The organism is Hyphobacterium sp. (genome assembly GCF_965228115.1).
Lineage (GTDB): Bacteria > Pseudomonadota > Alphaproteobacteria > Caulobacterales > Maricaulaceae > Hyphobacterium.
The window spans coordinates 191,968-205,766 of record NZ_OZ245794.1 but is presented as its reverse complement, the minus strand read 5'-3'; the positions used below and the strand labels follow the sequence as shown (position 1 = coordinate 205,766).

General features: G+C 58.6%; 9 protein-coding genes and 1 tRNA gene. 3 read left to right on the top strand and 7 right to left on the bottom strand.

Annotated features, from left to right (window positions below; translation table 11 throughout):
• Positions 1 to 37 precede the first annotated feature (37 nt).
• From ACO079_RS01455 to ACO079_RS01435, 5 genes are all read right to left on the bottom strand, one after another.
• Positions 38 to 511, bottom strand: coding sequence for a UPF0262 family protein (locus tag ACO079_RS01455; RefSeq protein WP_421791262.1), 474 nt, complete (start codon positions 509 to 511; stop codon positions 38 to 40).
• Positions 508 to 948: a DUF2948 family protein gene (locus ACO079_RS01450; protein WP_421791261.1), complete on the bottom strand. Its 441-nt coding sequence runs from the start codon at positions 946 to 948 to the stop codon at positions 508 to 510. Before ACO079_RS01450 ends, ACO079_RS01455 begins: the two co-directional genes overlap by 4 nt.
• 9 nt (positions 949 to 957) lie before the next feature.
• Positions 958 to 2,217, bottom strand: coding sequence for a UDP-N-acetylglucosamine 1-carboxyvinyltransferase (murA, locus tag ACO079_RS01445; protein WP_421791259.1), 1,260 nt, complete (start codon positions 2,215 to 2,217; stop codon positions 958 to 960).
• Positions 2,218 to 2,341: 124 nt separating this feature from the next.
• Positions 2,342 to 6,574: a beta strand repeat-containing protein gene (locus ACO079_RS01440; protein WP_421791257.1), complete on the bottom strand. Its 4,233-nt coding sequence runs from the start codon at positions 6,572 to 6,574 to the stop codon at positions 2,342 to 2,344.
• Between the two features lie 44 nt (positions 6,575 to 6,618).
• On the bottom strand, positions 6,619 to 9,711 hold the full coding sequence (locus ACO079_RS01435; protein ID WP_421791255.1) for a S8 family serine peptidase: 3,093 nt from the start codon (positions 9,709 to 9,711) through the stop codon (positions 6,619 to 6,621).
• Positions 9,712 to 10,005: 294 nt separating this feature from the next.
• Between ACO079_RS01435 and ACO079_RS01430 the strand changes: the two genes are divergently transcribed.
• The 3 genes from ACO079_RS01430 to pip all read left to right on the top strand — a co-directional run bounded on the left by ACO079_RS01430 (position 10,006) and on the right by pip (position 11,430).
• Positions 10,006 to 10,080 (top strand) — tRNA-Thr (locus ACO079_RS01430).
• 104 nt (positions 10,081 to 10,184) lie between these two features.
• Positions 10,185 to 10,430 carry a hypothetical protein gene (locus ACO079_RS01425; RefSeq protein ID WP_421791254.1) on the top strand — a complete coding sequence of 82 codons (246 nt, stop codon included), beginning with the start codon at positions 10,185 to 10,187 and terminating at the stop codon, positions 10,428 to 10,430.
• Positions 10,414 to 11,430: a prolyl aminopeptidase gene (gene pip / locus ACO079_RS01420; RefSeq protein WP_421791253.1), complete on the top strand. Its 1,017-nt coding sequence runs from the start codon at positions 10,414 to 10,416 to the stop codon at positions 11,428 to 11,430. The genes ACO079_RS01425 and pip overlap by 17 nt, the downstream gene beginning before the upstream one ends.
• Here pip and ACO079_RS01415 read toward each other — a convergent pair.
• Positions 11,427 to 11,936: a hypothetical protein gene (locus tag ACO079_RS01415; protein ID WP_421791251.1), complete on the bottom strand. Its 510-nt coding sequence runs from the start codon at positions 11,934 to 11,936 to the stop codon at positions 11,427 to 11,429. The two genes, pip and ACO079_RS01415, sit on opposite strands and share 4 nt — an antisense overlap.
• 8 nt (positions 11,937 to 11,944) lie before the next feature.
• On the bottom strand, positions 11,945 to 13,585 hold the full coding sequence (locus ACO079_RS01410) for a DUF2793 domain-containing protein (RefSeq protein WP_421791249.1): 1,641 nt from the start codon (positions 13,583 to 13,585) through the stop codon (positions 11,945 to 11,947).
• Between the last annotated feature and the right edge of the window lie 214 nt (positions 13,586 to 13,799).

The following is a 13,799-nucleotide window of genomic DNA, read 5'->3' as shown; positions in this document are numbered from 1 at the left end:
TTAGATAGCCATAAGTCGAGCCCGAATCTGAGTTGATTCACGCTGCAGCGCGGTGATGCAAAGCGCCAATCAAGGTAAACAACCGGCGCGCGGTTTCAAAGTCCACATCGATCTTTCCGGCAAATCGTTCGCGCAGCAGTTCCGCGCCTTCATTGTGTACGCCTCTGCGGCCCATATCGATCGCCTCGATCTGGGAAAGTGACGAATCCCGAACCGCTTCATGATACGTCTCGCAAATCATAAAGTAGTCTTTGAAGATGCCCCGGAATGGCCCGAGCGAAAACATAAAGGCGTGGACCGGGGCGTTCTTTTGCGTCCGGATATCAATCGTCAATCGTCCGTCATCAATTGAAAGCTGAACATTATAGGGTCCCAAATCCTCGCCATTAGGCGAAAACTGATTGGATTCAAGAAGATCAGATATTGCGACCCGTCGCTCACGATCCGCAGTTGTGTCTCCGGATTTCAAGCCAACGAGATCAATTGCCGCGATATATTCTGACTCGGTCATTCACCAGTCTCGTGTTCTGGACGGGACTTTGCCGGCCAAGGCTCAGATATGTCGGCCAGTATCAGATCAATACACTCTACATCAAGCCGCAATGCGCCGCCGCCTGAAAAGACCAGTTTCAAAGCTCCGCCCGGCGCCTCGCCCATTTCGAAATCGAGCGAAAGCAAGGAAACAACGGCACTCTCCACGCCGCGTTTCAGCCGCTTTGATTTCACCTCCAGCACGCCGGAAATGTCTAGGGCCGAACGCGTACGCCAACCCTGAAGCCGTTTTCCGTCTTCCCATCTGAATCGGTTGAATACGGCGGTAAACCGGCGGGCTTTCGAATCATAGGCAAAATCGCCCAGCTGTGCGACGGCGTCCTGCAAAGCTGCGGAAAGCACGGGCAGGTCGTCAGGTGCCTGCGCCAATAGACGTAAGGGAGGGCGTCTCACCACGATCGCGTCCTAGCTCTTCACCCTTTCGATGTCCGCTCCACAAGCGGCCAGCTTTGCCTCAAGATTCTCGAAACCTCGGTCCAGATGATAGACGCGTCCGATCATGGTTTCACCTGCGGCAACCAGTCCCGCTATGACCAAAGAAACAGAAGCACGCAAATCTGTTGCCATGACCTGGGCACCGCGTAATTGCCCCACGCCTGTCACCACCGCTTCATTGCCTTTCAAATCGATCCTGGCGCCCATCCGCATCAATTCCGGTGCGTGCATGAACCGATTCTCGAAAATCGTTTCCCGGATCACGGATCGTCCTTCTGCAACCGTCATGGCGGCCATGAATTGGGCTTGTTCATCGGTTGGGAAACCCGGATAGGGACGCGTTTCAATATCGGTCGCTATCAATCGTTCCTGATCAGCTGTAACGAGCACGCCTTCGGCCTGATCTGTGACCTGCGCTCCCGCCATGTGCAACCGGTCCCATAATACCTCATTGTGCTCCCAGATCGCATCCTTCAGTAGAACTTCACCCCCCGCCGTTGCCACGGCCAAAGCATAGGTTCCGGTCTCAATCCGGTCAGGCACTACAGCGTAGTCTGCGCCTAATAGACGGTCGATCCCTTCAATATGGATGGTTGACGTGCCGGCACCTTCTATTCTGGCACCCATTGCGATCAAACAATTTGCAAGATCCACGATTTCAGGTTCACGCGCCGCATTCTCCAGCACCGTTTCGCCCGTGGCCAAAACAGCGGCCAAAAGGGCATGTTCAGTTGCGCCGACCGAGACGAACGGAAAGTTGATCTTGCTGCCTATCAACCCCTTATCCGCCCGGGCTTCGACATAACCGTCCGTCAACTCGATCTGTGCGCCCAATAATTCCAGCGCTTTAAGATGTAAATCGACGGGCCGCGCGCCTATCGCACACCCGCCGGGCAGTGAAACTCGTGCTTTGCCATTTCTGGCAAGCAAGGGGCCAAGCACGTTAAAGCTCGCCCGCATTTTCCGGACAAGATCATAAGGGGCCTCTGCGCGTTCGATATTCGCCGTTTGCAGCGACACAACACTCCCCGACCGCTCAACATCGGTCCCCAGATGCGACAACAAGTTGGACAGAAAACGCGTGTCAGCGAGATCCGGCATGCGGGACAAGATCAGCGGCTCATCAGTCAGAATGGTGGCGACCATCAGCTTCAAGGCCGAGTTCTTTGCACCCGATATGGGCACAACACCGCTTAAACGATTGCCGCCTTTAATCCTGATCGAATCCATAACCGGCCTTTCTCTGCTTGCAGCGTCATACAAGCAATGGACATGGCCATTTCAAGGCGGTTTCACAGGCGTCGAGGGGCAATACGCGCGATGGTCCGCCGGATTGGGCCTCTTGAGGCCATTCTTACCACCCCCAGCGGACGCCTGCGCGGCCACCGACTTCGCCTGTATCGGCGCCGAAGCCGATGCCGGCGTTGAGCGAGAAGGTCTCGTTCACACGTGCGGCGCCCGAGAAGGCCAGCGCATGGCTGTCATTGAAGAAGCCCCAGTTCGCTGACAGGGAATAGTTCTCCCCGGCTTCAAGTGACGTGACCCCCGCCATGGCCAGCGCCAGCGCGACACCATCGGTATTGGTCTTGATGTCCCCGGCATTGGTGACGACCACATTCTGCAGGTTCGAGAAGTCGGTCTGGAACTGCGCAAAGTCCAGCTGCAGCGCGGCAATGTCCGTCGTGTTCTGGGCAATCGCCGCAGCATTGGCCGCAATCGGTGTGGCATTGGCATAGTTCGGATTGATCTCGCCAAAGGCCGAGCCTCCGCCGCGCCATCCGTGTGTGTCCACATCATCGCCGCGATTACCGCCCGGCAGGCTGGCATCTCCACCAGATCCGCCGCCTGAGCCCCCGAAGTCTTCATGACCGCCGCCGCTATCACCATGGCCTCCGGGAAGGCCCTCCTGGCCCTCTTCATCGCGATAACCAGACGCTGCCACTTCCGTCGTCTGACCGGCTGTGGACGTGTCGCCCTGCAATTCCGCCCGGAGCGCGGCAAACTCCGCCCGCATGGCATCCATCTCCGCTTCACGTGCCGCATCGCGCGCTTCCAACGACGCGACTTGTGCTCTTAAAGCCGCAACCTCGGCTGACGCACCGGTGTTATGGGATGCCCCAGCCGGCACACCCGGACCCTGATCCGGCGCCACCAGCTGGAATTCGCTGATCGCGACGGATTTCAGGTTTCCGGATCCATCCACGCCGACCACGTGCGACACAGAACCCGACGAAACGATGTTTGCCGCATTGGCCAGGCCTGGAAGGGTGTAGAAGCTGGACGAAAGACCCAGCAGGATCTGGTTGGCGAAGGTCGTGGACGTGTTGGCCCCTATCGCCATGGAACCAGAGAAACCGGCAGTGGCGTTTGTACCGAACGCGAACGCATCCGCCGCAGTCGCTTGCGAGAAGGCGCCGATCGCAACCGCGCCGGTTCCGGTCGTATCCGAGTTCACGCCGATCGAGATCGAGTTAGACGCTGTCGCATCAACATTCACGCCAATCCCGATGGCGTTGATCGCCAGCGCATCCGCGCCGCGGCCCACGGCCGTGGCATTCACCGCATTCGCCCGCGCCGTCCGGCCGATGGCGGTCGCATTCGTATTGTTCGCAGAGGCCACCGCTCCGATCGCCGTGGAATCAGCCCCGGTAGCAACGGTCGACGCCCCGATGGCCGTCGCAGACGCGGCGCCCGCATTTGCGAAGGTCCCGATAGCGGCCGTATTGGTACCCGTTGCTTGGGCAAAGACACCAAACGCCGTCGCCGAAGCCGCTGAGGCGGTGGTGTTTACACCCAGCGCCAAGGCCCGATCCGCAGTCGCTTGAGAGAAAGCGCCCACCGCAACAGACGCTTCGCCGGTCGCGTCCGTCTCACGGCCGATGGCAATCGAGTTCACCCCACTTGCCACGGAAGTCGCCCCCATGGCGATATTGCCGGTCTGGCTGGAGGCGGCATCTGGACCAAGCGCGATTGCACTTGCGCCGGTGGAAGCGACGCCCAGGCCGATTGCAACGGCATTGGTAGCGGTCGCGCTTGAGTCCGCCCCTATAGCTATCGATTGCGCGCCGCTGGCAGAAGCGCCTTCCGAACCGGAATCGCCCGCATCACCCCCGATTGCGATGCCCGCATTTCCGGACGATTCACTTTCGCGGCCAATCGCAATACCATCGACAGATGTGGCCTCAGATTGATATCCGGCAATCACAGAGTAGTTACCCGCCGCATTTGCGTCTGCACCAATGCCGATGGCTCCAAACCCGGACGCCGTTGCGCCATCGGTATCGCCATCATTTCCATCGCCACCGATGGCAATCCCGGCATTGCCGGAAGCGGTTGTGGCATGACCAATGGCAATCCCGTCCGCCAGGCTCGCCGAGGCTTGAAAACCTAGGACGACTGTATGGTTCCCGGAAGCAGTCGTATCGGCACCTAGAGCAATCGCGCCTGCTGCCATAGCCTGTGCGCCTGCGGTATCGCCATCGGCATCATCGCCACCAATTGCAATGGATCCCGATCCGGACGAAAGCGCCGCCGCCCCCAATGCGACGGAACTGCTTTGTTGAGCCGCTGCGCCCTCACCAACAGCAATACTGTCTACACCGGTTGCTTGGGCGGCCTCGCCGAAGGCCGATGCCCCGGCCATGCTCGCATTCGAACCACGACCAACAGCTGTCGATGAAAAGCCAGACGCTGAGGACAACGATCCAACTGCGACGCTATCAGCAGCAGAGGCAGCAGCGGATCCACCGAAGGCAATTGAGTTGGCGCCCGTCGAAGACGCACCGAGGCCAATCGCAACCGCATTGGTTTGATTGGCTAAGGTGTCGGCCCCAAAAGCGATTGCGCCCGCATTGGTGGCCTGAGCCCCAAGACTGTCGCCATCTGCATCATCCCCACCGATTGCAATCGCGCGATTGCTAGTGGCATTGCTGTTATCGCCTAATGCAACGCTCGCCACACCGGCGGCATTCGCTTCATCGCCGATTGCGACCGAGACAATCGCACTCGATTGTGCAGCACGTCCAAGCGCCATTCCGCCTTCGGATTGAGCATAACTATCCGCTCCGAGCGCGATAGCATTGGGCGATGTGGCGCGCGCTCCCAACGCATCGCCATCGGAATCATCGCCGCCAATGGCAATCGACCGATTGGCCGAAGCCACCGAGTTGTCGCCGAAAGACAGGGCAGAAACACCTGAAGCAATCGCGCCATCCCCAATCGCGACCGAGACGTTGCCGGTGGCTTCAGCATCCGTGCCAAGCGCGACCGCAGCCTGACCGGCCAGCGCCCCCACCGTATCGCCATCTGCTCCGTCAGAGCCAATTGCAATGCCATAATCGGAACCGGCCTGGGCATACTCGCCAATGGCCGTGGCCCGCTGGCCACTGGCAACCGAAGTGAACCCGAAGGCCATGCTGCTGGTGCCCGACGCCACGGCATCGCTGCCAATGGCGACCGCGCGCGTGGCGGTCGCTTCAGCGCCATCCGCATCGCCATCTCCGGAATCACCGCCTATGGCAATGGCATCCGTGGCAGTGGCCTGAGCAGAGGCCCCAGCCGCAATAGATGACGTTCCCGTCGCATCCGCGCTGAAGCCCATTGCGGTGGAGTTGCTTCCACTAGCCGCTGATGATGCGCCAATCGCTTGTCCGTTTGCTCCACTGGCATTGGCAGAGGCGCCGAATGCGGACGTCTGCGTTCCGGTGGCCTGGGCGCTGCCGCCGAGCGCGGTGGCGGAGGTTTGAGTCGCATCTGCATCGGCGCCAATCGCTGTGCTGTCCTGCGCCGTGGCTTGTGCGCCATCACTATCACCATCCGTGCCATCCCCACCTATCGCGATGGCGTACGCGCCCGTTGCGTCCGAAGCATTTCCAACGGCTATCCCATTGCTGCCGGTCACACTCGTGAGGTAGCCGACGGCTGTTCCAACAAAGCCTGTGACCGACGCGTTTCCGCCAAGAGCCGTTGCGCCGCCATTGACCGCCTGGGCGGAAGACCCGACGGCTGTAGATATCTGACCCGTCGCGTCTGTGAAATCTCCAACGGCAAGCGCATCGCTATTTGTGGCGTTCGCGTCATACCCAAGAGAAGTCGCGCGCGTGCCCGATGCATCAGATTGAGCCCCGACCGCGGTTGACAATGATCCGGTTGCACCCGCGCTATAACCCACCCCTGTCGCACTATTGTCGGTTGCCTCTGCAAACGACCCGATGGCGGTTGTGAATTGCCCGGTAGCATCAGACGCATAACCAAACGCGGCGGATTGGCTGCCACTCGCGTCGGCCAAGCCGCCGACAGCAGTCGATTCCGTCGCAGATGCGCCCGTTGTTGATCCGGCGCCGCATTCCAAGGTGTTTGCGCCTGTCCCCGCCACACAACCAGCGCCGGCACCCGCCGGTGCATCAACCGATGAGGCCCGCGAAACGACGATCGCAGCGTCCGCCAGTTGTTCGGCCAGATTGACATACCACTCCAGCGCGCCGTCCATTGGCGCCCGCCCGGCTGGGTCCTGCGCCACAGAGGGTGACGCCAGAACGATTGCCGCCATCGCAGCCGAGCTTGCCAGCAGTGCTTTCTTGTATGTCATACTTCCATTAGCGCTTCGCGGTCAGAGCGTTACGCCTCGTTCGACTAGTTGCGAACGCCCAGCGCGACACTGGTCAATGACCGCACCACACCCTCCTCGTCATGAAACCGAACAAAAGACCGAACCAAAGCCGGGTCAAAAAGTAGCGCTGTTCCCGGCTCGCCACGTACGAATACCGCTACAAAGAACGGTGCTTTGCCATTGGCAGGATAAAATAGATGATACGCACGAGGCGTCAGACAGGCGCCGCCCGCATCCGTCACGCATAGCGACATGCCCAGCGGCACATTCTGTCCGCCATCATCCACACTGATGGAGAAGACATCCGAATGCCCCGCGGCCAGATCCATCGCGGCCACGCTGAATGCGCCGCTCATGCGATCATTATCCATCCACAACACACCATCGCCCGTCGGCGTCGCCGCTATCGACAGCAAGTCGGTGCCAGGCACCTCATCGATCGTCAAATGCAGCGTGTTGACGTTAGGAATGACGGCCAATTGGCTCTCCAGGCAGGTCAGGGCCAGGAATACATCCAGCGCACGCGGCTCAGCGCCGGGCGGTGCGGCAACTTCGAGCAATAAGTCCATCCGGCCATTTGCCGCGATATCAAACAGTTCCATTTCCGGGCCCAGTTCCCCCCCATGGCGGCGCTCACGAGCCGTAAATTGGAGTTCCCCCAAGCCCTGCGTATTAAAACGGCAATTCTGTGCAGGATTGCCATCTGTCAAAACAGTTGCAAATGCCGTTACCGGGCCGCCCCCTGCCGTCAGGCTTCGCGCCGATGGCAGAATGGCTGCTGCCACGGCGGGCGGCGGCGCCGAGATATTAAATTGCGCGGTCAGGAGCTGATCGCTGGTCACCGTCATGGTGCAGGTCGCCGAGCCCGGCGTCGGGCAACCACCGCTGGTCCAGCTGGAAAAAGTCGACCCGGCGTTAGGCGTAGCGACAATCGTTACGCTGCCATTATTGGCGACGCTTTGGGTGCAGGCCCCGCCATTGCAGATGGGTGTTCCGCCGCCGTCAGCAAAATAGCCCTGCCCCAAGCCAGAAGCCATCGCGCTGACGGTGTACATGTTCGACGGCGAGAAAGTGGCGATGATTTCATTCACCGCTGCGAACGAGATAGTTACCGTACAAGATGTGCTGGTACTGCCAGTACACGGCCCGGCACTTGCGCCCGCCCAACCAGTGAAATGTGATCCGGCATCTGCTGTTGCGGTCAACATCACCATTGTGCCGGAATCATAGACCTCCCGGCAATCCGCGCCACAGGCGATGCCCGCAATATCGCTGGCAATCAACCCACTTCCGGCTCCGGCGCGCGAAACAATCAGCGTTCGCCCCTCTGACTGCTGATTCAAATTGAGGGAGATTGTACCGTTCTCGGTCCCCAGACCGGCGACCGCTATGCGATAGGTCGTGCCGACGGTAGCTGTGAAAGTAACCGAGCTGGTCTGGCCGACCCCGCCGTCATCATCACTCGCGACGCTTGCCAGCGCATTGACCGCACTGCCGGTGTATACGTGAATGACTGTGTCGAATGAGCTGCCAGACAGGTCAATCGTCGTCGAGCCGCTGGCCGGAGCGGTCCAGGTCCACCAGACCGATTGCGCATTGCTGACCCCGGCATGTGTGGGCTCGCCGACTTCCGAAGTCGCAAAGCGGTTCGTGCCAGCCACGCTCGTGCTGCCGCCCGCCAGCGCTGTTGCATTGGCAAAATTATCATTCGCCGGAATGGGAATGTTCTGCAAAAGCGTATGCGCCAGATCCACCCGGATACGGGGCCGGACAAGGCCGGAGGGTGACTCGGTTACCGCAACGCCGGTCTGCTCTAGCGCCGTTTCGATATCCAGAAGGCTCGCATTGGGATTGGCGGCCACCAGTAGGGCAACGGCTCCTGCCACGTGCGGCGTCGCCATGGACGTTCCCTGAATGGATCGGGCACGTCCAGGCGGCGTATCATCAATCGTTGGCTCGGCCGAATTGATCGCGACACCCGGTGCCAACAAATCGACCACATAAGAGGAATTCGAGAAACTGGCGACGACATCAGCGTCCGTCGTCGCGCCAACTGTGATCGCCGGCTCGATACAGGCTGGCGCGCCGACCGCATCATTATAGCCATTATTGCCCGACGCGATGACAGTCGCGACCCCGGCATTACGCAGATTGGTGATGACCGTCACGCGCGAATCCGAGGTGCAATGATTGGCAAACTGCCCGCCACCCAGGCTCATATTGATTGAGCTGACGCCCAGTGCGACACGGTTGGTAAACAGCCATTCCAACGCCGCCACCTGATCCGAGTTATATGACAGCGTGCAAGGCGTTGATGCGCCAAATCCGGAGCACGTCGCGGAGCTGTTGAACTGGGAAAAGACCTGAACCGCAATGATGCCGGAGCCTGGCGCCACACCAATCAGCGTATCACCGGTTCCCGGATCGACCCAGCTGGATCCCGCCGCAGTGCCCGCCACATGCGTGCCATGGCCACACCCGTCAACAGCAGTTGCCGTGTCACCGGTATAGGGACAATCATCTCCTGCATCGGCAGTTGATGTGTCGACGGCAACGCCGCCCGGGCAGAAGCTGGCCACCTGGTCCGCAACGATTGTCGTCGAAAAGCAGGCAGATTCCGAAATTCGCCCCGAAAACATGGGGTGTTCATGATCGACGCCCGTGTCGAGAATGGCGATGGCCGTGCCCGATCCGGTCATTCCGGAACTGTGCAGGGTCGAAGCCCCGATCAAAGGAATGGTGCCGTCCGTGGACGGTGCGTTCAACCGGTCAAGGACGATGGAGGCCACCGAAGGATCCGCCGATAGCGCAGCGATCTGTTGCGCGTCCAGAAACATGGAAACTGCAGGAATTGTCCGGAATTCGCGCCGCAAGTGTGACCCGCTTGTGTCGATCCGATCAAGGCCGGCCGCCACGCGCTCCAGACCCGTGGTGCGGGCGATTATGGCGCGTTGCTGTGCTAGCCGCGTTTCAACTGCGAAGGCGGGATCATTTGCTAGCCCGCTGTCAAGCGCCAGCGCCGGCATATCAAAGGTTACAATTACCGGGACGATATCTGATTGCGCCAACGCCTCTGCCAGAGTCTCATCAGATTGAGATCTGGCGTTTCCTGCCATAGCAAGAACCAGCAAAATTCCCGCACAAATGGTTTTTACAGACCTCAATACGCCCCCCGGTCGTTAACACTTTTCAGGGAAAGGCTATGAGAGTCAAAGTCTAAACCGGTCTGGCGGCTTTTTTTCGACTGTTATACCGGTGCGCGAATCGTTGAGTCAGATTGTGTTGAACGAGAAGCATCGGTGGTCTGACCACCATTAGTATTGCCGCTTGGAGCCTGTCTGTCATGAAGCGTGATAGCGGACTTGGCGTCGTGCGCCGCTTGGGTTATACGCCGCCGTCCAAGACAACAAGCCGCAGTAGCTCAGTGGTAGAGCGCATCATTGGTAATGATGAGGTCGGGAGTTCAACTCTCCCCTGCGGCACCATTCGCTCTTTGAATTTCCAACCTTTGTGAGCCGTCAGGGTGATGCCAGGACGCAATCGCGATTCACGGAAAAACTAATCACCTGATTTGGGATTCGTTGCCGCTTTGCGCCGCCGCAAATTTTTTCGCAATGCCTCCGCCAATCGTGCTTCCTTGTCGGAAGCTGGAGTTTTCTTGGCCGCCTGGCCCGGTTTGGATTTGTCGGACATGCGCAAAGGTGTGTGCTTTAGCAGCGATGCGGTCAAGGCATTTCGTTTTCACCTTGCCAGCAATACGGATACGGTGGCCTGCGAATTCAAGGCGAATAATTCATGTCCCCTGCTAGGCTTCAGCGATGAGTTTTTTTCCTGAGCAAAAACCGTTTCAAACCGGACACTTGGAGACCGGCGACGGCCACAGGCTGTATTGGGAGCGTTGCGGGAAACAGGGCGGGGTTCCAGCCGTATTTCTCCATGGCGGCCCCGGTTCTGGCTGTACACCTAAGTATCGCCGATTTTTCGACCCGGAACGGTTTGATCTGGTCCTGTTCGATCAGCGCGGCTGCGGACGGTCGGCACCGCTCTATTCGCTGAAAAACAACACGACCCAGCATCTGATCAGCGATATCGAGGCGCTGAGAATATCAATGGGTGTAGAAAAATGGATTGTAATGGGTCCCTCCTGGGGCTCGACACTGGCATTGGCCTACAGCCAGGCGCACCCTGCCTCTGTTTCGGGCTTGCTGGTTGAAGGGGTGTTTCTCGGGTCAAATGACGAACTTGCCTGGTGGCATACCCGCCCCGGAGCGCCAAATCTCTTCCCGGATGCGTTCAAAGACTTTCTGGCCGGTAAAGCGGGCCCGCAGAAAAGCGCGATCAATTCGTTTTTCGAAGAAGCTGTCGCGATCATGCAGTCGGAAATCGCCGACGGCTTGCGATCCATGGACGGGCTAGAGTCCGGCAAAGCCACATTGTCCGAATTGCGTCGCTCATTGCTTTACCGCTGGACCGAGTATGAAGATCGGATCTCATGGCTGGACATGTCCGCCGATGAGGTTCGCACGGGACTGGCCGCACGTGGAAAGGCCTTCATTGCCACCCATTCCCTAATCGAGGCTCACTATTTCGCGCATCGCTGTTTTTTGCGAGAAAACCAGCTCCTAGACGATGCGCGGAAACTTGATGGTATTGCGATGGAAATCATCAATAGCCGCTATGATGTCGTTTGCCCGCCACGCACTGCACATCAACTGGCCGATGCCTGTCCGCATGCGCGTCTCACGCTGGTACCGAACAATGGTCATGCCATGACCGAGAGCATGTTTCCTTATGTTCGCGAGGCGTTGGAGCGATTGGCTAAGGCCGCCGCTTAACGGTTTTGGTTCATCGGGCGCGCACGATCACCAAACCACCAAAGCGTGGCTGCGCTTGCGGTGAAAGCGATGTTCGAGATGAAGTAAGCGATGAAATCGCCCTCGACCTGCTCTGCAAGAAAGCGGTCGGCGGCTCCCGACATCACAGTGAAGAAAACAATCAGATATAATGCCCACAAGAGAGGTGTCAGAACTGGCCGCACCAAGGCCCTAACGGCCGAAACCCACCGATAGCCGCTCTCAAGCGAGGCGTCATTGCGCAAGCTTTCCCGCAAATTCTCATATTGCGATTGAATCCGTGCGGCGTCATTTTCGCTGTCTGCCATCTGCATTGCGGACTGATTGCGCATCTCTTCCAGTTGCAATTCGTGGGCCCAACGCTGTCTTTCCTGTGCATCATCGGCGCGTTGTTCGAAATAGCCCGTGACGCGGCCCAAAGCTGTTCCCAGCATGCCAAGCAAACCGCCTGACATGGCCGAAGTGCCCATCTCGAATAATTCCATCATATTGCCCTCTAAAGCTCGGCGTCTGCCGTAATGTGAAGACGCGCCAATTCATTGGCCGAATGGGACGCCGTCTGCGCTGAAACACGTGTTTGGGACGCGGAAAGGGACGAGACCGCGATATCTACGATGCCAACATGCGCCATCGCGCTCGCCCCGGTTGAAGGGGAGTAAAACGATACCGTGGGGTCCGTCCGCATATCCTGGGGAAGGTGCCAATCGAAGATTGCCGTGGTTGACGGCCCGTTGCTGGCGGTGAACAGCGCTCCGGCATTTGTGGTTGTTCCCGGCGCTGTTTGGTGTGCATAGGTTTTTGCGAAATAGCGCTGACATGCCCGGAGCGTTTGGGAGACAGGCCGCCGGTCGAAAGGCGTGGCAATCGAGCCGTGCTCCAGCTGAACATCTGCCAGGTCGATATCGACACTCGTCTCACCCGAGGCCAAGTATAATTCGATCGAGATATGATGTCCGGACCCGAGTGTTTTTCCGTCTAGCGACGGAACCGTAATCGGCATCACAAATCGCTGCCAATCGGTGGAAAGCGCCAGTGTTTGCCGCTCCAATTCCTCGGTAGCGGAGCCCCCCGTTCCAAACACACGTCGAACCCGCGACGTCATGGACACAGTCCGCGAGGCCCTCGCAAACAGACTTAAGGTCGCCTGTCCTTCGCTCAGGCTCCGAACGCTCTCTACGCGATGCTCGATCCAGGGATTGCCTGCGGCTGTGCCCTGCAATCGCCATTGCATGAAGTGTCCCGGTTCACCGGGAACATCGGCCTGGCCCGCATTAAAACTTTCCTGCGAGACGTCGCAATCCATCCCGCTGGGCGAAACCAGCTTCCAACGATCGAGCAAATAATCGCCCGCGGCGGGATTCAGTATTTCCGAACCGCGCTGCGCAATGGCGAAGTCCCCATTGATCACGAGATTGCGAACCGCGCCGGGGCATTTCCCATTAATTGCGGAAAGTTCGATCCCTTGCGCCGCCCCCACCGTCACCACATCCGGCGTTGCGTGAAGCGTTTCGGTCCACGCAATTCCATCTGTTGATGTTTTCAGGACAAAGGCGTCAGTCCCGATCAAGCCCAGTTCGGCCCGTGCGGCGTATCCCGATTGAAAAAGCAAACTCAGAACATCGTCCGGATTTTCTTTGTTCAACGTAAAACGAAGATCACCGCTTCCGCCATTTCCGGCTTCCAGCGCGGTCCAGAGCGCCGCATTGAGCTTGGCTGAAAATGGATTGGCCTGATCTGCCGATGTGCCGACACCCAGCAGATCGAGATTTTGCAGTTCATCGATATTGGAAGTGGTTTTCTGCCAATTCGTCCCGTCAAAAACGAAAAGCGCGAGCGCGTCTTCGACCCAGACCCTCATACCGATGACTGGTACCGTTTCTACCCACTCGCCATCCCGGAAAACCGCGAGGCTGTTTTGGGTCATGAGTGACCAGTCCTCGCCGGCTGGAGTAGCCGGCAGGAGATAGCCGTCCCCTTCACTCGGCGTCAAAGGTTGGTCCGCCGTTACACGGCTTTTTGCAGCGGCCTGCACAAGCGCATCAAGCTTTCGGAAGGTTTCATTTACCGTGACATGTTTTTGCGCCTGCGCGGGCATCACATAGTCAAGTTGAAGACGGGAAGTGGTTTCAGTCGGCATTTTGCGCTCCATTGAGGTCGCAAAATCTACGGGATGATATACAGGCCGAGGATTGTTTCACGCCTGTCCATGACGCAAATAGTCGATGTAAGCATCGCAGAACTTTTGCTCACAGGCATTCAGCGTGATCGGTTGGAGACAATGAACAAAACTGTCCACGACATATTGGCGGATTTCCCCGAACCATTAGCCGAAAGCTGGAGGGATTTGGCGC